The organism is Bacteroides sp. BFG-606 (assembly GCF_024788145.1).
GTDB lineage: Bacteria > Bacteroidota > Bacteroidia > Bacteroidales > Bacteroidaceae > Bacteroides > Bacteroides vicugnae.
The window spans coordinates 5,568,762-5,590,963 of record NZ_JANUIL010000001.1; the positions used below are offsets into that span (position 1 = coordinate 5,568,762).

Below are 22,202 nucleotides of genomic sequence, written 5' to 3' on the forward strand. Positions count from 1 at the left end.
AACTTTTCCAGTTAGAATTCAAGTTTATAACTCACATTTGTCAATACCGTAGAACCATCAGTCGCATCTATTTTCCCGGTTTTCACATTATATTCATGCCCGTAGTGTTCTTTTGCTCCGGTAAAGTTTAGTCCCTTCACGGCAAATTCATGAGATACTTTCCGTTTGTTAATGCGATAACTGACTGTATAATTACCGATAAACATGGGCGAATACTGTTTGGAGAATGCTTTCGTTTCATCATACTGCACTTCCTTGTCCGGATGATTCATCGTTGCTTCCCTATCGAAAGGAGAATAGCGGTCGCCTCCTTGCAGAGTCAGTTTCAGGTTGACACTAAGGATATTCTGCTTGTTGCGTCCCAGCATCCATTCCTTGCCAATCAGTCCGTTGATGACATAATTACGGTTGAACTTCGTGTTATACCATACACCGTCTCCACCGCGGTAACGGGAGTCGAACCAAGAGCCTGAAATCATGTAATAAAGTCCTTTCTCCAAAAAACGTTCAAGGGTGATGTCAATTCCCACATTACGCCCTCTTCCTTTATTGACCAATGCATCTTCTACGTAGAAGTCGGAGCGGTTGAGTACGGAGTACGAACTGTCTGCCATTACAGGTACGTCGTGAAGGAACTGGATATAAGGTTCTATTTTCAGATTCATGCGGTCGGAAATCTTGTAACCGAAGGACAACATGAGGTGCTGTGCCTTAGTAAAATCCAGGTCTTTGTTGACGGACTTATTTTCCGTCCTTTTCATTTTCACGAAATAGACATCCATTTTCTCCATGCGGCTGTACATACCGTAAGCAAGCGCAAAGGTAGCTTTCGGAGCAGTCTGCCATTTCAGTCCCACACGGGGTTCGACAGACCATTTGTTGTTCAACGTCAGCAACTGCCCGTAGATACCGGCATTCAGTGTCCACCGTTCGCCCAATCCTACGGAAGAGCTGTTGTAGGCGGAAATCAGGCTGGTGGTGCCGTTGCCTTGAGATACGGTTTCCAGTGATTGGGCTTCATAAGGAGCAATGGACAGATTCATATCATAAAACATAGCGGTGTAGGTAAATCCTGTCTTATTGGTAAACCGGTTGCTGAATTTACGGTTGAAAGTGGTCGTCAGTATCAGGTTCGTATGTTTCGACTCGAGATCCATATAGGGAGTGGACTCCAAAGCATGATTGAACAAAGATGCCCCTCCGTCCAGTTGCGAATAGGTGGCGGCAACGGTCGTTCTCAATGATGCATCATTATTGAAGAAATAACGGTGGCTGATACCTCCGGCTGCCATATACTGTTTGTCTTTCGATTCGCTACGGTCGCCCAGATACTCCCATTTCTCTGTGTCACGTTCCATGTCGCTTTTGAACTTATCTATCAGGCTGGTTCCCCAGACGGAGAATATTCCGGCTTTCCTTGTCGGGAAGTTCAGCTTGAAGTTCAAGTCCTGATAATCCATTGTCCCTCCGTCAAGATTCAGCAGTCCGGTGGTAGAGTAACGGTAATTGAAGATATAAGATGCCTTATGCTTCTTGCTCAACGGGCCTTCGGAAGCAACATCAATCCCCATGATTCCCACCTGAATCGTGTTTTCATTCTTTTGATTGTTACCGTTGCGCAGCTTCATATCGAACACGCCGGATACGGCATTTCCATATTCAGCCGGAAAAGCTCCGGTGAAGAAATCGGAATTTCCGAGCACTTGCGAACTAAGGGAAGAAAGGATTCCTCCGCCCAACGTAGCGATATCGGCAAAATGATTCGGATTGGGGATTTCAACATCTTCCAGTCTCCATTGCAGCAGATGGGGCGCATTGCCATGAATGGAAATGCCATTGGATGAAACACTGGGTGCCACTCCGGCAAAAGCGGAAACCAGACGTGCAGGGTCGTCAAACCCGCCTGCGTAACGGCTCGCTTCTTCCACGCTCAACATACGCGCCCCGGTGGTAGCCATTTTATTCATCGCTTCCTCTTTGTTTGTCCGTGCCCGGATCACTACTTCATTCAGTTCGTTCACGCTCTCTTTCAGAGGGATTTCCAGATAGACTTCTTTAGCGGAAGTCACCAATATTTCTCTGAAAATGCCGGGTTCATACCCCATGAACGCTGCTTCTACCGTATGTCTTCCGACAGGGACCTGCGGAAGGGTGAAACGTCCGAGACTGTCCGTTGTCGTCCCTACTCCTTCCTTATCTGACAATTTCACAGTCGCATACGGTATAGGATATTTCGAATCTCCGTCTACTACAATCCCGCGAATCGTCTGCACCGGACGTCCTTTACGCTCTGCCGTCTGCCCGAAAGCAGCTACAGACACAAATAAAGCAATTAATAACAATATCCATCCTCCATAACGATACATTTTCCGCGTGAGCTCCTCACTTAAAACTCTTTCTAAGGTTTTAAGTACTACTCCGCATTCATCTACTGATACTCCCGAACGGAGTGCTACTTCTTCCAGCAACATAGTTTTATTCATCTTCATGACTTATTCTGTTTTCTATTTCGACACGAAGATAAAGGATAGGACATCACTTATTTTTCCAATGAGACGAACACAGCTTGTTTGTAGACAAAATACGGGATTAGCAAGACTTTATTATTCTCTTTACGACTTTTTCTCTCCTTTCGGAACAGAAGGATAAACAATCAATTCATATTTACACGACAAAATCACGATGTATTATGAATACAAATTCATTTATTTCATCTAAATTCGCATCCATTTTTATCGCAAATAACTTATGAACACAACTATTGCTATTATTTTCGGTGGTAAATCTGCCGAATACGAAGTCTCATTAAAGTCGGCAACCAATATCTTCAATGCCATAGACAGAACGAAGTTCATCCCTCTCTTAATTGGCATTGACAAATCAGGAGAATGGTTCTATAATCCGCAATATGATGAATTTGATATTAATTTAACAAAGAACGATTATTTCGCTCATGCAACAAGTGTCTATCTATCTCATTCGAAAGAAAAGATTGAGATTATAAGCAAAGAAACTAACAGCACTTTAGCAAGTATTGATGCTGCATTTCCTATTATACATGGCACGTATGGAGAAGACGGTACATTGCAAGGAGTTCTTAAATCTATGAATGTACCTTTTGTCGGTCCTGATATACTAGGTTCGGCCATTGCAATGGACAAAGATGTAACGAAACGACTGTTGAAAGCCGCCGATATTCCTGTTGCAGCTTCTTTTACCTTATATAAGCAGAATCCTATAGAGTACTCTTTTGAAGAAATATCGTCAACATTAGGGCTTCCCCTTTTTGTAAAACCCGCTAATGCCGGTTCGTCAGTGGTTGTCAGTAAAGTGACGGACAAAGACGAGTATAAGACAGCCCTATCAACCGCATTCCTGTTTGACAATAAAATTCTTATAGAAGAAGCTGTTATCGGAAAAGAAATAGAATGTGGAGTGCTGGGTAATGAGGACATACGGGCATCGGTCGTTGGGGAGATTGTCGCCACAAAAGATTTTTATTCTTATGATGCCAAATATATCAGTTCCACCGGAGCAACTTTACAGATACCAGCCCGGATAGATAGTCACATAGCGGAATCTATCAGGAGTTGTGCTGTCAAGGCTTTCAAAGTTATTTGTTGTGAAGGTATGGCAAGAGTCGACTTCTTCCTTACAAATGATAATAGATTCGTACTGAATGAAATAAACACATTACCCGGTTTTACTGAAATCAGTATGTATCCTAAGCTATGGGAACATTCCGGAGTTTCTTATACGGACTTAATTACGAAATTAATTTCTCTGGCCTTACAAAAGAACGAACGTGATAGAAAACTATCGATAAATATAAAATAAATACAAGACTTTATTGACATGAAGAATAAAAATCAACCAGAAAAGTCATACACCTTTTTCAATCTGAATGTTCTATTTTTAATATGATATAAAAAACTATTGGTTTGAAAAGAATGAGCTACTCAATACAACCATATCCTAAACAGTTCATTTCCGTATGGATGAGCTAAATATTACATAGTAAAAAAAGATCTATCATACCACCATTCATTTTAATATTATTCTAATTATCAAAGGAATAAGTATGATAGATCTCTTTTTAAAATATATCTATAAATGAAAAGATTTATAGTATATATTATATTATTGTCTAGCCTTTCCGATCCGGTTTCCACACCGGAATCCCTTTTCCCCTTCACAGACTGCAAGAGAGAACAGTTCCGGAAGTTCTTGCAGCAATTATATTTTAAAGTCCTTTCGTTATCACTGGAAGCCCGAAGAATCCTTTCTGCAAAGTCAGTGTCTTTGTTTTGCCTTGCCGGGTCTTATTATAGGTAGAGAGTGATACGTGCAACGTTTCCACAGTTCCATTCTCAAAGGCCACCTGTAGATAGTATTCCTTACGCACACCATCCGACACATAACGCCGCTTACCTACCCGGCGTGTCTTCTTATACGTCTTCTGAAGTTTCTTCTGCACGATAACTTTTTCATCCTGCGTGGAAGCAGGATCCGCCAGACAATAGTTTCCCACCAGAAACAATGCATAGCTGACAGCTCCCACACAAACCACATGGCAAAGCAGATTGAGGGTTTTATCACTTCCTGCCGTCAACCATGTCCACTTTTTATAAAGAGGAAGTGTAAGAATAGCAATCACTAAAGCCACTCCGACAGGTATCCACCAACTGGCCAACGTATCTTCATAAACAACGTAACCGACAGCACACGAAATAATAACTATAAAAAGCATCAGTACACGAAGCACCTTAATAAATACCGATTTCATAACATTGCAGTTTATGCCTGCAAATATACAGAATTAGTCAGATAAAAGAGACAGTCGTGCCATCAAATAGCAAACGGTAGATTCCGCTCCCTGATTCAAATTGATGTTATTTTCTTCCAGTCCGTCATAGCAACCACCGGTAGCAGGATTGTAAACAATCTGATGTAAATGGTTATTGCCCAGAAACCAGTTGAAAGCATCTTTTTGCATACGAAGATATTTTTCGTCCTTAAATACTTGATAAAAGGTCTTCAGAGCAATCACCATGCCCGCCACGTCTACGGGCTGTTCTCCAAATCCATGACTGCTCTTCCCTTTGTGCATCCATCCCTGATTGGAAACCACCTGAATACGATTGCCTACAAATACTTTTTTCAATAAGAATTCGAAAGATTCATGGGCTATTTCTTTATACTCCTCTCTGCCAATAGCCAGATGGGCCAACAACATTGCTTCCGGCAAAATGGCATTATCATAAGTGAGATATGCCTCAAACCATCGCCAATGCACTTCTGCCGTTCGACGATATATCTGCGCCAGTTTATTGGCCAACAGCCAGATGCACGCATCGGTCTGCGCCGAAGGACATTCACGGCTATAATAGTAGAATCCCTTGAGCATAAAAGCAATGCTACGGGGAGACTCTATCCGGTCGAACCGTTGGAAGGTACGCTTGAGAATAGCTTCCGCCTCCTCTTTCCACGGAGCGGGAAAATGCCCGGCACAAGAAATAAAATATCCCAAAGCGCAAACAGCCCGTCCATTACTATCGTCCAGTCCCACTTCCTCATTTTGCGAAGTGAATATTCCATCTTTATCCACGTAATTCAAAAAAGAGCCGTCCGGCTGCTGACAGTAACGGATAAAATTCAAGTAGGTCTTGACATACCGCTCTTTCACTTTTCCCTGTCCCGTAGCAACCACCTGACACATCGCCATTAACGCACGTGCCGTATCATCCAATGTATAGCCGGTGGAACTGTCCGGACGATTTCCTTTCGAAAACTGGATAATTCCCCACTGGCGGCTCATGCGCCGGATATGGTAAGTGTCTATGGGAGGCAGAGAGTAAATCAGTTCCTCTTCCCCCCCTGCCCGTTTTCTGGAAAAGAGACGCATAGGCAATAGCCACATTTTCCCAAGCTGTAGCCGCTGTCTTCTGCAGACCGACCAGTTTCATCTGAGTCCGCAACTTTTCATCAGCAAGCAGATGATTGGCAGCTTCGGACAACTGCTCCGAATTCTTAAAGTCGAAGATGATACCGGAATCATCACTCAACAATTCCAATGCATGGGGAATAGGGGTAGCTATAATCGGGCATCCGCAGCTTAACGCATAAACAAATGTCCCGCTCACTGCCTGATTCGGGTCACTTGAAGTAAAAAGATACACATCTGTCAACTGCAAATATTCCAATAAGACGGGAAGTTCAAGATATTGATTGATAAAGAGCACATGTTCTTCCAGATGCAACTCCTTTATTTTCGCTTCCAACAGATTACGATATTTCTCTCCTTCTACTTTCAGTACCCCCGGATGCGTTTTGCCGATAATAAGGAATATCACAGAAGGATTCGTCTTCACAATGGCCGGTAAGGCATCCAATGTGGTTTCGATACTTTTGCCGGGACTGAGCAGCCCGAAGGTAGAAAGCACACGCCTGCCCGAAAGCTGATAAAAATCTTTTAATTTGCTCTTATCTCTGAACGATACTAAATGGGTACCGTGAGGAATCACCGTAATTTTATCTCCATCTGCCTGATAATCCCGCAGGAGAATCTCCCGGGAGTTTTGTGTCATGACTACCAGATTCGCACAGGTAGCCATCATTCTTCCCACACTCCGGTAAAGGGCGGGTGAAGGTTGCGCAAGTACTGTATGAAAGACAAGAATCACGGGTTTGAGAAGTTGTTGCAACATTTGCAGAAAAGCTTCTTCCTGCGCTGCATATAATCCGAATTCATGCTGCACCAGCACCATTTTAACTTCAGAATTTTCATTCAACTGTCTGGTTAAAGTAGCATATGCAGAAATATCCGACGTATCAAGAACATACTCGACGTCTTCCGTACAAGTCTGTTTTTCCGTATCGGACTCCACTGCACATATCTTTATGGAGTAAGATTCTCCAAACTTTGAAAGGATAGCCCGGATCAAGTCCTGGGCAAAAGTGGCTATGCCACATTCACGAGGAGGATAAGTAGTAATACATATTATTTTTCTCATTTGATTTGTTTTATTAATTCATCTAACAACTCTGTCAGTTGCACTGACACGCAAGCCACATATTTGTCGGCTGCTCCATAATAGATATAGAGAGTGTCGCCAAACAGGGCTGTGCCCGTTGGAAAACAAACTCTATTGACTACACCGGACAGTTCATATTCTGCCTCGGGAGTGAACAACGGATAAGGCAAACGGGCTATTTCAATAGCCGGATTGTCTATATCCAACAAAGCCGCACAGGCGGAATAAACATAGCCGGAAGGAGTATCATATACACTATGATAAATCAACAGCCAACCGGCTTTTGTCTCTATCGGGGGACATCCGGCTCCGATGTAACTTGATTCATGATCGTGATAAGGCGCCAGCAGGATGCGTTTGGCGAAATTCTGATAGTATCTTTTCCAGAACTCTTTCGTCAGCATATCAAAACGCTCTACCGCCACATACTGGATGTCAGGACGAATACGATGCATAAAATAAAACTTCCCGTTGATTTTCCGGGGAAAGAACACTACGTTCTTATCCATCATATAAAGCGGATGCCCTTTCTCGTTAGTTGCCTCACGTTTATTGCCGGAGCGGAAATATTTACTGATAATGGCCTGCTGGGTACGAAGCTGTTCCCGGAATTGCGGATAGGTTATCTGGGAAGTAATGATGCCTTTCTTCTCAAAATGTCTCAAATCCGAAGAAACGGCGAGAGCACCGACAGCACTGTATCCGTCATAGGCTGTATAAGTGAGATAATAGAGATCCTCTATCTTTACGATCCGGGGATCTTCCACTCCTTGGCACTCATACTCAAACTCGGAAAACAGCAATGGAGCCACATCCCTCTCTACCACCGTCAAAGGACCTTCAAGCCGGCAATAACCGATGGATGAATAGTTTCCTTTTTTGACTGCACGATAAAACATATGCACCGTATTTCCTTCGGCAATCACTGCCGGATTCATCACACCTTCGTTCTCAAACTCAAGCGAAGTTCTTTCCAATATAACACCTTCCCTTTTTACATGTACCATTATGTCCTTGGTATTATACTCATTCCTTTGTCACTCTTACTCTGCTTCTCTCTCTGATAATCAGTCAGTACTTTAATCTTCTTGTCCGACTTTTCTTTCTTTGCTTCTCTTTTTTTCTCTTGACCTTTCATAATTCATTTCTTTTTTAGGATAGTTTATATTCGGGGATAAAATAGACGGGATTTCCTTTTCTGCAAGTTACGGTATTAATTTCCGGTAATACGATAAACTTCTGATTATTATTCTTTTATAACAGTAAAGTACATTTAAGGTAGCAAATGAATAGCCAACGAATACTTATAAGTACAAAAACATAGCATATAAGATCCAAACAATAAATGCCGTTAAATATCAACACTTTACCAAATTACCATTCCAACCAATAAGCATATTGGAATTTTATTGACAACTCACGATAGGATGAGAATGATAGAATAATAGAAAAGACAGAAAAAACTCATTTTAAACATGGTGACGGTATCCACTTATGATAGTGACGGTATATTCATGGGATAGGGTAACCATCCCGACCGGATAGTGACGCTATCTTTCTGCTTGGAAAAGAGCATAAAAAAAAGGCTATCTATCCCAGACAGCCAATCTTTTGTTAACCTTAAATCTAATACTATGAAAAACACATTGCAAAGATACGGACTTTCTGCATATCTCCAAATTTTCAGGCTCAAGTAGCGTATCTTATAACATGGTTTAATAGAAGTAACAGTTTCGTTAACATTTAACATAAATCCATCGGATATTAACGAATATCCGATGGAGTAGATTCAGAGATTACTCATATCGTAATGAACGAGCAGGTTTGCTCATTATTATTTTCATTGTCTGGAAAGCCACTGTCACAAATGAGATAAACAGCATCAGCAATACAGGTACTATAAAGAACCATGCTTTGAGATCGCAGTGCCGCACTGACCTTGTTTGGATGCCAGCAATTAGCCCAATACGACCAGCTGAAACCTATCCTGCAGGAAAAAGTATTCATTCCGTTCTTCACCACCAAATCTGAAGGAACCGGTATCGGGTTAAGTCTCTGCCGACAAATCATCCGTAACCACAACGGTCATCTGTCTATTTTGGAAAGCCGTCCCGGTAAAACAGTTTTTCATATCGACATTTCACTGTAAAACAAACCTTTCACGGTCTTCGAGTGTTTATTATCATATAAACGAATTTTACACGATATGAGCACCAAAGAACAATACTGGAAATATTCCCTCATTGTCATCATCCTGTTTATGGGAGTCATCATCTTCCGCCAAATCACTCCTTTTCTGGGGGGATTGCTGGGAGCACTCACCATCTACATTCTTGTACGCGGACAGATGAATCATCTGGTAGAAAAACGAAAGCTGAAACGAAGCATCAGCGCACTGTTGATTACCGCAGAAACGATTTTCGTCTTTCTTATCCCTTTGGGGTTGACTGTCTGGATGGTGGCAAACAAGTTACAGGATATCAATCTGGATCCACAGACCTATATTGCACCTATTCAACAGGTAGCAGAATTCATCAAAGAGAAAACAGGATACGATGTATTGGGAAAAGATACGCTGTCATTCATCATGTCCATACTTCCCCGTATCGGACAAATTATAATGGAAAGCATCAGCAGCCTTGCCATCAACCTGTTCGTCATGATATTTGTGCTTTATTTCATGCTGATTGGAGGAAAAAAGATGGAAGCTTATGTCAATGACATTCTGCCATTTAATGAAACCAATACGCAGGAAGTCATTCACGAAATCAATATGATTGTCCGTTCCAATGCTATCGGTATTCCCTTACTGGCTATCATCCAGGGAGGCGTGGCTATGATAGGCTATCTGCTTTTCGGAGCACCCAACATACTGATGCTGGGATTCCTGACCTGCTTTGCAACCATCATTCCGATGGTAGGTACGGCATTGGTATGGTTTCCCGTAGCCGCTTATCTTGCCATCAGTGGAGACTGGTTCAACGCAATCGGGCTTTTTGGCTATGGGGCTATCGTCGTATCGCAATCGGACAACCTCATCCGGTTCATCCTTCAAAAGAAGATGGCGGATACACATCCGCTTATCACTATTTTCGGAGTAGTCATCGGTCTGCCGATATTCGGGTTTATGGGAGTCATCTTCGGTCCGCTGTTGCTTTCATTATTCTTTCTTTTTGTGGATATGTTCAAGAAAGAATATCTCGACTTGCGAAATAACCTCCCATCGAGATGACGGAACTACCGAAAAATTGTGTACTTTTGCGGCTGTAAAAACGACACTAAAATTTGATGGAAACATTTACATTCAATACTGTCGAACTGATTCTTTTATCGGCGGCAGGTATTCTTTTTATCATTCAGCTCATTTATTATTTCGGCCTGTACAATCGAATACATGTCCATAATAAGGCTGTGGACAAAGAAGAGGCGCATTTCACACGAGAACAGCCTCCACTTTCCGTGATTCTCTGCGCACGCAATGAGGCTGAAAATCTTCGTAAAATTCTACCTGCCATTCTGGAACAGGACTATCCACAATTTGAAGTGATTGTCATCAATGATGCTTCCACAGATGATACCGAGGATATACTGGGAGTGATGGAAGAAAAATATTCTCATCTTTACCATAGTTTTACGCCCGAAAGTGCACGCTATATCAGTCATAAGAAACTGGCTCTGACGTTAGGCATCAAAGCCAGCAAACATGACTGGCTGGTATTTACGGAAACAAACTGTATGCCCGCCAGCAACCAATGGCTAAAACTGATGGCACGTAATTTCACTCCACAGACTCAAATTGTGTTGGGATATAGCGGATATGACCGCACAAAAGGATGGTTGCACAAACGTACTGCATTCGACGCTTTATTCCAGTCCTTGCGCTATCTGGGATTCGCGCTAGCCGGAAAACCTTATATCGGTATCGGACGCAACCTGGCTTACCGAAAAGAACTATTCTTTCAACAGAAAGGTTTCTCCAAATACCTGAATCTGCAACGTGGAGAAGATGATTTATTCATTAATGAGCTAGCTACCTCCTCCAACACCCGTGTTGAAACAGACTTCAACGCTACCACACGAATACAGCCCGTATATCGCTACAAAGATTGGAAAGAAGAAAAGGTTAGTTATATGGCTACTGCCAGATTCTACCATGGAATACAGCGTTATCTTCTGGGATTTGAGACATTCTCCCGTTTGTTATTCTATGCTGCCTGTATAGCAGGTATCGTATTCGGGATTCTTAATTTCCACTGGCTGGTAGCAGGCATCGCATTCCTGATCTGGTTACTGCGCTTTACAATACAAGCTGTCGTTATCAACCGCACGGCCAAAGAAATGGGTGGAGGACGGAAATACTATTTCTCGTTACCTGTTTTCGACCTTATCCAACCTGTACAGTCATTGAAGTTCAAACTCTGCCGTTTCTTCCGGGGAAAAGGGGATTTCATGAGAAGATAAACCGGATTTCGTGAGAAAGTAGACTTATTATTGAATCAATCGCTGCATATAAATAGCATCCGAACCATCGTGATAATAGCATGGCTTTATTCCTGCAGGAATAAAGCCATTTTTCATATATAGTCCGATAGCGGAAGTATTGGTCACTTTCACTTCAAGCGTAATCTTTGCAGCCTTACATTCGCCGGCCGTCTGAATCGTCTGATCCATCAATACCTGCCCCAGTCCTCTTCCTCTATAATCCGGATGAACAGCTATCGAATAGATTCTTAAATAACGAGTTCCCCCATGAAATAACAGGGAAACATAAGCAATCACCCTATCTCCCTCCATCATCACATAGAAAGTTCCTTTCGAACGACTTATCAGATAGGCAAACTGCTCCTTTGAGAAACTGTCTTCCCGAAAACACTCCCACTCTATTTCCAAAATAGCGGGAATGTCTGCCTGCTGTGCTTTACGGACGACTATCGGCTCCATAATCAATAATGTTTCGTTTCTAACGCTTGTTCAAAGTGATTCAACAAACGGTAATACATTTCATCACCGATAATGGCATCTTCCAGTCCATGATCAATGCTCGGATTATCATTGATTTCAATTACATAAGCCTTATCATCCACCATTTTCAGATCGACTCCATACAACCCTTTTCCTATCAGATTGGCAGCCTTAACAGCTGTATCCAATACCACACGAGGCACCTGATAAATAGGAATCGTATCTACCAATCCACAACGGCTTCTGCCCGAATCATAGTGACAGTAAATCTGCCAGTGTCCTTTTGCCATATAATATTTGCAAACATAGAGCGGTACACCGTTCAATAAACCGACACGCCAGTCAAACTCCGTTGGAGTAAATGCCTGTGCCAGCAAGATAGCCGATTTTTCAAACAGTATCTTCAGACTGGCTTGCAACTCTTCTTCGTTCGACACTTTTTTCATACCAATGGAATAAGAGCCATCCGGTATCTTCAGGATAAAAGGAGCGCCTACCTGTTCGCTTATCTGTTCGAACGAATGATGGTTGGATTGAAAAATCAATGTAGACTTGGGAGCAGGTATCTTTTCTTTCTCAAAAAGTTCTTTCAGATACACTTTATTCGTGCACCGGATGATAGACAGCGGATCGTCAATGACAGCCATTCCGTTTTGTGCAGCCAACTGTGACAAATGGAATGTATAATGATTGAGCGACGTTGTAGTACGAATAAACAAGGCATCAAATTCGAGCAAACGAATAGCGTCATCTTCGGTAATCATCTCCACATGGATATTCATTTTCCTAGCTACCTCCGTCAATTTGTGCAGAGCGCCTTTATTGCTGGGAGGAAATTTCTCCTGTGGATCGACCAATACAGCCAGACTATAGCGGGAAGCCTTTGCCGACTTCGGTGCACGCCATATTTTCTTGTTAAAGTTATCCAGCGTATTGGCAAAGAAATCCTGCTCTTCATCATTGAGCTGATTCAGGGGAAGAAAATGAATGCCCTCAATCTGATTTTTGGGATGAGTATTCAAAGCCACTCTCAACAATGGACAAGGGTAATTCTCGAAAATAAAACGTGCAATCCGTTCCAGACCTTTTTCTCGGCATTTGCCAAAGTAGATATTCAGATACCAGATATCATCCTTGATGTCATTCTTCTGTATCCATTGATAGCAAAGGGCTTGCAGACTACGATCCATCCGCACCCCCGTTCCGGCCTCCATTTTGTTGATGATATCAACATCCGGAATGACTTTCTGTCCTCTCGTTTGGGCTAGCAGCGAACAGTAATACCCTTCAGAGTTATAACTGTAATCATTGCTAAGATTAATAACTAACTTCCGGTCTTTCTCCACCGGCTTGTTTTTCAGATAGTCGGAAACAGTCAGGACACTACTTGTCTCATAATACGGTTTCCAGTCATTCAGATTATCCAACAGAATTAACACATTATTCATAATGGTTAAAAATTAAACCTACAAGAGGATATTAAGTAAATTGGGCGCAAATATAGACATATTATTCACTCCACATCACGCAATGGACCAAATTATTTTTGCAGTAAAAATCAGATAGGAAAAAAGAGGATTATTCGTATCTCATGGAGCTTGCCGGATTGATCTTAGTGATCAGAAATGAAGGACCAATCAGCATCAATACAGATGCAAACAAAGTGCCGAGATTAATCAAAACGAAAAGTAATACATTAAAGGAAACCGGAACAGTATCCACATAGTAAGTCTCCGGATCAAGTTTAAACAGTCCGAACTGTGACTGAAGAATACAGAAAGCCAAACCAATGGCATTGCCCCAAAGCATGCCTTTACCAATCAAAAAGACTGCAAACCAAAGAAAGGTTCTACGAATCGTGAAATTGTTGGCTCCCAATGCTTTTAAAATACCAATCATATTGGTACGTTCGATGATGATTATCAACAGGCCAGAAATCATAGTAAAACCGGCCACCCCTATCATCAGAAACAGGATGACCCATACATTCAAATCCAATAAGTCGAGCCAAGCAAATATCTGCGGATTCAACTGTTCGATATTACGCACATAATACACACCGCCCAGTTTATCCATCCGGTTATCTATATCGGTTGCGATTTCATACGTTATGTCCTCCAGTTTATCGTAATCTTTCACCTGTAACTCTACACCGGTCACCTGCTCCGGTTGCCAGCCGTTCAACCGATTCACCAGATTAAGATCCGTCAATAAAAAGAGATTGTCGTATTCGGAAAAGTTCGTTTGATAAATTCCGGCAATTGTCAGACGCCGGGCACGGATATCGTCCTGTATATAATAGGTGTATATCTTGTCTCCCAGTTTCAACTTCATCTTAGTGGCCAACGCCTTGGAAATAAGCACCTGATTGGAAGAAACAGAATCACTGAAAACAGGTATCTCGCCTTCCACCAAATATTTCTTTATAAAATGAGGGTCAAATTCCGGACCTACGCCTTTTAATACCATTCCCTGAAAAGCATCATCCGTCTTAATCATTCCCGGTTTAGTAGAAAAACGCTGTACATGACTTATTTCCGGATAATCAGCAAGAGCAGTCATCATACTGTCTCCTACCACAATCGGATGAGTTTCGTAAGAACTGACCGCATCCAGATTGGTAATCTGGATATGCGATCCGAACCCTATAACTTTATTTCTCACTTCACTTTTAAACCCGATGACTACCGCCACTGCAATAATCATTACAGCCAAACCAATAGCAATACCCGCCATGGCAATGAGGACCGCAGGACGTGACACCTGCTTTCCGCCATCGCTTTCACGATAGATACGCCGGGCTATGAAAAGTGATAGAGACAATTTGTATAAATACTTAATACCTGATACTTAATACTTAAATTTATTCCGTTCTTCCCGGATACACTTCCAAAGCCTTCTGCAAGACAAAAAGTGCACGGGTTAAATCTTCTTTCTTCAATACGTAAGCAATACGAACCTGATTGATTCCGGAACCCGGGGTGGTGTAAAAACCGGAAGCCGGAGCCATGAATACAGTCTGACCTTCATACTCAAAATCAGAAAGACACCACGCACAGAACTTATCGGAGTCATCTACCGGAAGTTTGGCCACTGTATAGAAAGCTCCCATCGGAATGGGTGAATAAACACCGGGAATACGGTTTAAACCGTCAATCAGGCATTTACGACGCTCAACGTATTCATCATACGTCTCACGATAATATTCTTCCGGAGCGTCTAAAGAAGCCTCTGCGGCAATCTGTCCAATCAATGGAGGACTTAGGCGTGCCTGGCAGAACTTCATGACAGCATCACGTATTTCTTTGTTTTTGGTAATCAACGCACCGATGCGGATACCACATTCTGAATAACGTTTGGATACGGAATCAATCAGTACGACATTATTCTCAATTCCTTCCAGATGGCAGGCAGAGATATAAGGAGATCCTGTATATATAAACTCACGATATACTTCATCGGAGAAAAGAAACAAATCATACTTCTTCACCAAGTCACGAATCTGATTCATTTCACGACGAGTATACAAATAACCGGTCGGATTATTCGGATTACAAATCAGGATTGCTTTGGTACGTTCATTAATCAGTTCTTCAAACTTCTCTACTTTCGGAAGGGAAAAGCCTTCTTCAATGGTCGTAGCAATAGTGCGAATCTTTGCTCCGGCAGAGATGGCAAATGCCATATAGTTAGCGTATGCAGGTTCCGGAACGATAATTTCATCTCCCGGATTCAGACAAGAAAGAAAGGAAAAAAGTACGGCTTCCGAACCTCCCGATGTAATGATTATATCGTCTGCAGTCAGATTGATATTAAACTTTGCATAATATCCCACTAATTTCTCGCGATAACTACGATAACCGGCACTGGGACTATATTCCAGTACTTTACGATCAATATTGCGTATCGCGTCAATCGCGGCCTGAGGAGTGGGCAGATCAGGCTGTCCGATGTTCAGGTGAAACACATGGACTCCGCGTTGCTTGGCAGCATCTGCCAAAGGAGCCAGCTTTCTGATAGGAGATGCAGGCATCTCGTTTCCGCGAATGGATATGGTTGGCATAATTTTATTGACTATTTTACAATTTACTATTTACTATTTAACTTGGAGCTGCAAATGTACGCAATAATTTGAATACAGAGACATAAAAACTTTAAAAACCTTAGCAAGGTTAAAATCGTTATGGTAATTTGAAAAGAAAGCTATACATTTGTCATACAGAAAACTTAAAACAATATCATAATGACCATACACCTTATCTCATTCGCCTCAATCCTTCACAAACAATCCTCGCTAAGAGGCTCGCACGAAGCTATTTTAAGCGAGATTGAAAAATATTATACTGTAAAGCTGGTCGACTATCAAGATATGGACAAGCTTAATAGTGATGATTTCAGAATCATTTTCATCGCTACCGGCGGGGTGGAAAGACTGGTCATACAGCATTTCGAAAACCTTCCCCGCCCTGCCATTTTACTGGCGGACGGCATGCAGAACTCCCTTGCAGCTGCATTGGAAATCTCTACCTGGCTGCGGGGACGCGGAATGAAAAGTGAGATTCTACACGGTGAACTACCAGCCATTATCCTGCGTATCCATACACTTTATAATAATTTCCGGGCACAACGTTCCTTATTCGGCAAACGTATCGGAGTCATCGGAAGTCCTTCTTCCTGGTTAGTGGCCAGTAACGTGGACTACTTGCTGGCTAAGCGCCGTTGGGGAATTGAATATGTAGATATTCCATTGGAACGGATTTATGATCATTTTCAACAAATCACAGATGACCAGGTAGGAGCGTCATGCGCGGCTGTAGCATCTCAAGCTCTTGCCTGTCGCGAAGGGACTCCCGAAGATTTAATCAAATCAATGCGACTATACCGGGCGATAAAAAAGGTATGTCAGGAAGAAAATCTGGAAGCACTGACATTAAGCTGTTTTAAACTGATTGAACAAATCGACACTACCGGATGCGTGGCATTATCTTTATTGAATGATGACGGGATAATAGCAGGTTGTGAAGGAGATCTCCAGTCTGTTTTTACGCTATTAGCAGTTAAAGCACTTACGGGTAAAGACGGATTTATGGCAAATCCTTCCATGATCAATACCCGTACTAATGAACTGATATTGGCACATTGCACCGTAGGTCTCAAACAAACGGAGAGATATATTATCCGAAATCATTTTGAAACAGAAAAAGGAATTGCCATACAAGGGTTACTTCCGACGGGGGATGTAACGATCATAAAATGCGGCGGTGAATGTCTGGATGAATATTACTTATCTACAGGAACATTAACTGAAAATACCAATTATATTAATATGTGCCGTACACAAATACGCATCCGCATGAATACTCCAACAGAGTATTTCCTGAGAAATCCGTTGGGAAATCATCATATTATGGTTCATGGAAATTATGAAGATACGTTGAATGAGTTTTTCCAGGCGAATGCTTGTAAGCGGACAGAATAGCACTCTCTATTAATTTCTCAAAGAAGGCACTTTACTGATAAGCAAAACAATTCATCCGCTTATTAAGAAAGTGCTTTTTATACAGGTATATCCATACAAAATAAAATTTACCAAATAAAACCACCATTTATAATAGAAGATATGAAAACTAAATGATACTTTTGTATATCAAAACAATCTCATATCTAATATCATGGAATCTGAAGACGTCATCCGCAAACATTCTATTAGTGTTCTTTTCAGAATAGCTTTATTTATCTTAGTATACATCGGACTCATTGCATTGGGAGTGTTCCTGTTATGGATAGCATACCGGTTTGCCGTCTGGGGATTTCTGCATTTTACAGCCATCTCCAGTTTCAGGCTGATTTTGATATTGATAGGAGCAATGATAGGCGGAATCGGTTTTTCTGTCATGTTCGGTATTTATCTGGTTAAGTTCATATTCTCCAAAACCCAGAATATCAATGCAAATAGAAGACTCGTTACCGAAGCAGAGTGCCCTGCATTGTTCAATGCTATTCGTGAGGTGGCTTCTGCAACCCAATGTCCGATGCCTAAAAAGGTGTATTTATCACCGGACGTCAATGCATGTGTCTTTTATGACACAAGTTTCTGGAGTATCTTTTTCCCTGTAAAAAAGAATCTGGAAATTGGCTTGGGATTATTCACTTCCACCAATACTTCGGAACTGAAAGGCATTCTGGCTCATGAATTCGGACATTTCTCACAGAAAAGTATGAAAATAGGTTCCAGCGTTTATATTACGAATACTGTTTTATACAATCTTGCTTTTCAAGAAGACAAGTGGGATCAATGGGTAGATAAATGGTGTATGCTACCGGTTCAGCTTCTTGCCGTTTTCGGAATGTTAACCAGACGGTTCACTAATCTGGTGAGAAAGATTCTACAGAATATGTACAAAGTGGTCAACCGTTCCTATTTCCGTTTGTCCCGGCAGATGGAATATGACGCAGATGCCATCGCATGCAGCTATGTAGGCAACCAGGTTTTTGCATCCGCATTACGAAAAATCGAGGTTTTGGGAACTACTTTTGAAATCACCCGAAACGGACTGACTGACCTTTCCGAAGAGAAAAAGAAAGTCAGCAACATTTTTGAATCGCACCAGATTATCACAGATTTCATTACTTATAAAAATCAAATACCCCTCCGCTCTCAAAGCTTAATGAACAAAGATATTCCATCACAATATCCGGAATCGAGGATTGTTGTTGAAAATGTATGGGATACCCACCCATCATTAAGCAGCAGAATATCACATTTACCGATACAGAGCGGAGAAATATCCGAAAATGACTTATCATCTTCCTGGACTTTATTACCTGACAAGTATAAAGAAGAAATATCCCAAATCATAGAAGCACAAATTGCAGAAAACACACAAACCCCGGAAGATGAAATGAAAATTATCTCCAACGAAGACTTTACGCAATGGTATAAGGAGTATTATCGCAAAAACACAATCCCCGAAGAATATCAGACCTTTCTGCAAAGGGATATAGCTACATTTGACAGAAGTCTGGTTACCATCGAAGAAACAGAAAATCCATTTTCTCTATCCAATAGTGAGATAATAAAAGAATACTCAATAGCCACAGACGATTGGAATACACTATGCAGTGTCTACAACAAAGAATTGGAAATAGAGAGTATTTCTTATCTCGGAGAAAAATGCTCCATTGACAAACTTCCCATGGATAAGCACCGGACATATATACTTTCCTTATTCGAGAAAATAAAACAAATAGACCATGATATTTATAAGTATATATTATACCGCGTAATGGACGATGTTTCATTAAAAGAAAAAGTCAATTCATTGTATAATGCTATTTTCTTTGTGAAAGAATTTAAAGACCAATACGACATTCCTTTAACCGATCAAATCAATGCACTCATTGCAGAATTTAATCGACCTATAAACCGCGATGAAGAAAATATCAAGCAACTCAAAAAGACAGTTAATGCTCTCGAAAAAGATATAAAACAAACGATGAGTATGTGTGATTGGAAAATACTGTCAGAAGTTACTGTACCGGAAACTATCAATCAGTTGAAATCATTCGTTGAAAGTCCCAATGATGAGTCAGAGCTCTCCGAGATTAATATTGAATATGTCAACACAATGATCCAATCTAAAGTTTTCTATTCTTATTTATTAGATAAAGTAGATAAGGATGCGAAAATAAAGCTTGGGAATATCATTGATAATATCGTTCAACAAAAATAAATGTATCATCCTGCTGACATACTGATAAAAATGAATCCTAAAAGCTGGACAATCAGCTTTTAGGATTCATTCCGTATTATCTTTTATCTACTCCGAAAACTAATATTGCAAGTTAATTTCAAATAGAGTTATCTTATTTGCAGTCAGAGCAGTAGCATTCTCCAATGTATAATCAAACATCACCTTTTGTCCGGCCTCATTTATTCCCACAAATTCAAAGATTCTACCAGCCAAAGTCTGTTTAGGAAGAACTCCCCTATATACATCTCCCGCTTTCATTAATGTGATAGTAGATAATGAAGCGGATGCGTCGGTTTTAGTTGTTGCAGTCTGGTTGATTAAATCTACAGATGAACCAGTTAGCACATTAAGCAGAGCAACCGAAGTCAACGTAACACCATCCGGCAAAGCCGGTTTTACTTCAATCCGCGCCATCATATGCCCAAACTGTAAACTGACAGCTCCCTCTCCCGGAAGAGCCTTTTCATTCTTAGCTACTAACAAATCACTCTGTGCGTAACCATTATCCTTTGACTGATCAGACAAAACTGTAAAATCAAAATTTGTGGTCGAATGATCCCCATAAGGATAATAAGCATAAAAATTGATAGGCGAATTATCCAATGGATAAGTGATTGATTTATCCGCGAGCCACTTTCCGTTGCCAGTGTAAGCATACATCACATTCTGGTTCAACACCTCTGATGCTCCGCGTTTTACACCAAAAACTCCTATCTGGTCATCCTCAACGAAAGAAGTGACTTTTCCCTCTGTAACGGTTCGCGTCTTTGATATATTCACATCGAAGTTGACTACCTTAGCAGATGGAACCAATTCATTCTCTGCATCCTGACTACAAGAAGTAAAACTCCCTATAAATGCAGACATTACCAATAGTATATTAAATCTTTTCATATTATTCACTGTTTAATTCTCTTTTACCTTTGTCAAAGATACATGATCCAAATAGAAATTCGAATTGGTAGCCGTTGGATAGAAACCAATGTAGAAATCATCATAATCGGCTACAGAAGCATCCGTGGCGTCAGCATCCGCATAAGAAGCTCTTCCGCTTACTCCCATTCTCGCAAAATTATAAGTGACGGAATATTCCACGTACTCTGATGTTGCAGTTACTTCCTTGTAAGTCGGATATTTACCGCCTACAAGTGCAGTCAATAATGGACATTTGCTTGTTGACGTTCTCACAAAGCAATTAATTTTTCCGGTTCCCTTTACTCTGAACTTCAGAATATATTCGCCTAGCTCTGCCTTACTCATTCGATACCCAACAAAAGACTGATACCATCCGGCTGTACCTCCGGTGTGAGACAGATATAACACATTATGATTCAATTGCTCATCTAATTGTATCGTCGAATTCCACCATACAGATGTAGCATTTACCGTTTTGAACCAACTATCCATAGGAATGCCACTATTAGCAGCAAACGGATTATTCCCAGCAGAGGCTTTCAAATCACCCAATAACAGACTGGAGATAGGTCTCACCAAAAAACTAGAGCCATTTCCTTGAATCACATTATCATCTTCTTCCCAGTCCTTAATAGGCTCTTCATCCATACTGATAAATTCAATCTTATCCAAGCTGACTTTAACCACTCCACTATAACGAATTCCACTCTTAATCTCCGATAACCAGCTCGCCAAACTGATCTTTTCTGTTCGTCCCCCCATTCCGGGAAGAACAATTTCGACGTAATATCCATTAGTGGCTGTCGACGGTAAGATACGTCCGGACGCTCCATTTCCCTCACTTTCCTCATACGCAGGAAGCAGGATGTCCTGCACATTTGTTATATCCTGAATACTTCCTGTCAACAGATTAAAATTTGCTTTGGTAGGCAGCCCCGTCAACTTAATGGTAGCATTTACCAAATACTCATCCTTTACTCCATCTCCGGCTTCCAACTCTACATTCAACTCTGCAACTACCGGACGAAGTTCCATCATTGTTTTCTTATTATCCCTATTCAATCCTTTACTATTATTGGCATACACAAAGCTGAAATTATCCGCTACTGTCTGATCCGCAATATTCAAAGGGTATAAGTCATCCTTTAGATTATCTTTATACGGGTAGTAAGCCACTATATCGACTTTACTTCCATCTTCAGGATAATACAGTACTTCATCTGTGGAAACAGGAGAAAAATATCCAACAGGATAAACAGTGGCTTTATGCTTTATATTATGATAGGGCATGATGATCTCCGTTGAATTGGCTTTCAGCATAGAAACACCGATCATCTGATTATTTTCCCATTGTACACCCGACTCATCCACATCAAATGTATACACTGTGCCCTGTATGACTGCGGGAGTTATGATCGCTTCCACTTTCTCATCATCGCTACACCCCGAAAAGATGCCAGCCGACAATATCACTAGAATCGAATAAAACAGATTGTTTTTCATATTGTATCTTATTTTATTATTAATCATTATAAAT

17 protein-coding genes and 1 pseudogene are annotated in these 22,202 nt (G+C 41.2%); 6 read left to right on the forward strand and 12 right to left on the reverse strand.

Annotated features, from left to right (window positions below; genetic code table 11):
• Positions 1-11: 11 nt before the first annotated feature.
• Positions 12-2,489, reverse strand: coding sequence for a carboxypeptidase-like regulatory domain-containing protein (locus tag NXV01_RS21565; protein WP_259023211.1), 2,478 nt, complete (start codon positions 2,487-2,489; stop codon positions 12-14).
• A gap of 259 nt (positions 2,490-2,748) precedes the next feature.
• Between NXV01_RS21565 and ddlA the strand changes: the two genes are divergently transcribed.
• Positions 2,749-3,837 carry a D-alanine--D-alanine ligase gene (ddlA, locus tag NXV01_RS21570; protein ID WP_259023212.1) on the forward strand — a complete coding sequence of 363 codons (1,089 nt, stop codon included), beginning with the start codon at positions 2,749-2,751 and terminating at the stop codon, positions 3,835-3,837.
• Between the two features lie 406 nt (positions 3,838-4,243).
• On the opposite strand, the gene NXV01_RS21575 is transcribed toward ddlA, so the two are convergent.
• From NXV01_RS21575 to NXV01_RS21595, 5 genes are read right to left on the reverse strand one after another with little or no spacing between them, the layout of a single operon-like run.
• Positions 4,244-4,786: a DUF2500 family protein gene (locus NXV01_RS21575; RefSeq protein ID WP_148364876.1), complete on the reverse strand. Its 543-nt coding sequence runs from the start codon at positions 4,784-4,786 to the stop codon at positions 4,244-4,246.
• Between the two features lie 33 nt (positions 4,787-4,819).
• On the reverse strand, positions 4,820-5,818 hold the full coding sequence (locus tag NXV01_RS21580) for a hypothetical protein (RefSeq protein WP_259023213.1): 999 nt from the start codon (positions 5,816-5,818) through the stop codon (positions 4,820-4,822).
• Positions 5,742-7,013 carry a glycosyltransferase gene (locus NXV01_RS21585; RefSeq protein ID WP_259023214.1) on the reverse strand — a complete coding sequence of 424 codons (1,272 nt, stop codon included), beginning with the start codon at positions 7,011-7,013 and terminating at the stop codon, positions 5,742-5,744. Before NXV01_RS21585 ends, NXV01_RS21580 begins: the two co-directional genes overlap by 77 nt.
• Positions 7,010-8,041 carry a pesticidal protein Cry7Aa gene (locus NXV01_RS21590; RefSeq protein ID WP_148364874.1) on the reverse strand — a complete coding sequence of 344 codons (1,032 nt, stop codon included), beginning with the start codon at positions 8,039-8,041 and terminating at the stop codon, positions 7,010-7,012. Before NXV01_RS21590 ends, NXV01_RS21585 begins: the two co-directional genes overlap by 4 nt.
• Entirely contained in the window at positions 8,041-8,172 is a 132-nt protein-coding gene (locus tag NXV01_RS21595) for a hypothetical protein (RefSeq protein ID WP_255299422.1), read from the reverse strand. Before NXV01_RS21595 ends, NXV01_RS21590 begins: the two co-directional genes overlap by 1 nt.
• Before the next feature lie 849 nt (positions 8,173-9,021).
• Between NXV01_RS21595 and NXV01_RS21600 the strand changes: the two are divergent.
• The 3 genes and pseudogenes from NXV01_RS21600 to NXV01_RS21610 all read left to right on the forward strand — a co-directional run.
• Positions 9,022-9,183, forward strand: a pseudogene (locus NXV01_RS21600) (ATP-binding protein); the annotation flags it as partial.
• Positions 9,184-9,240: 57 nt separating this feature from the next.
• Complete coding sequence (locus NXV01_RS21605; RefSeq protein WP_004300618.1) at positions 9,241-10,266, forward strand: AI-2E family transporter; 1,026 nt, start codon at positions 9,241-9,243, stop codon at positions 10,264-10,266.
• 56 nt (positions 10,267-10,322) lie between these two features.
• Entirely contained in the window at positions 10,323-11,495 is a 1,173-nt protein-coding gene (locus NXV01_RS21610; protein WP_195649459.1) for a glycosyltransferase, read from the forward strand.
• 27 nt (positions 11,496-11,522) lie between these two features.
• On the opposite strand, the gene rimI is transcribed toward NXV01_RS21610, so the two are convergent.
• The 4 genes from rimI to NXV01_RS21630 all read right to left on the reverse strand — a co-directional run bounded on the left by rimI (position 11,523) and on the right by NXV01_RS21630 (position 16,059).
• A complete protein-coding gene (rimI, locus tag NXV01_RS21615; protein WP_167511765.1) occupies positions 11,523-11,975 on the reverse strand; it encodes a ribosomal protein S18-alanine N-acetyltransferase in 453 nt (150 codons plus the stop codon).
• A 2-nt stretch (positions 11,976-11,977) separates the two neighbouring features.
• The gene (locus tag NXV01_RS21620; protein ID WP_259023215.1) at positions 11,978-13,444 is read right to left on the reverse strand and encodes a RimK family protein; all 1,467 of its coding nucleotides are present in this window, start codon (positions 13,442-13,444) and stop codon (positions 11,978-11,980) included.
• A 130-nt stretch (positions 13,445-13,574) separates the two neighbouring features.
• On the reverse strand, positions 13,575-14,819 hold the full coding sequence (locus NXV01_RS21625; RefSeq protein ID WP_259023216.1) for an ABC transporter permease: 1,245 nt from the start codon (positions 14,817-14,819) through the stop codon (positions 13,575-13,577).
• Between the two features lie 40 nt (positions 14,820-14,859).
• The gene (locus NXV01_RS21630) at positions 14,860-16,059 is read right to left on the reverse strand and encodes a pyridoxal phosphate-dependent aminotransferase (RefSeq protein WP_148364872.1); all 1,200 of its coding nucleotides are present in this window, start codon (positions 16,057-16,059) and stop codon (positions 14,860-14,862) included.
• A gap of 180 nt (positions 16,060-16,239) precedes the next feature.
• On the opposite strand from NXV01_RS21630, the gene NXV01_RS21635 reads away from it, so the two are divergent.
• Positions 16,240-17,475 (forward strand): fucose isomerase, encoded by a 1,236-nt coding sequence (locus tag NXV01_RS21635; protein WP_217721106.1) that lies wholly within the window; start codon positions 16,240-16,242, stop codon positions 17,473-17,475.
• Between the two features lie 193 nt (positions 17,476-17,668).
• Positions 17,669-19,729 (forward strand): M48 family metallopeptidase, encoded by a 2,061-nt coding sequence (locus NXV01_RS21640; RefSeq protein ID WP_148364870.1) that lies wholly within the window; start codon positions 17,669-17,671, stop codon positions 19,727-19,729.
• A 99-nt stretch (positions 19,730-19,828) separates the two neighbouring features.
• Here the strand turns inward: NXV01_RS21640 and NXV01_RS21645 are convergent, their stop codons facing one another.
• Positions 19,829-20,644 (reverse strand): fimbrillin family protein, encoded by an 816-nt coding sequence (locus NXV01_RS21645; RefSeq protein ID WP_258981274.1) that lies wholly within the window; start codon positions 20,642-20,644, stop codon positions 19,829-19,831.
• A gap of 12 nt (positions 20,645-20,656) precedes the next feature.
• The gene (locus NXV01_RS21650) at positions 20,657-22,168 is read right to left on the reverse strand and encodes a fimbrillin family protein (protein ID WP_195649454.1); all 1,512 of its coding nucleotides are present in this window, start codon (positions 22,166-22,168) and stop codon (positions 20,657-20,659) included.
• Between the last annotated feature and the right edge of the window lie 34 nt (positions 22,169-22,202).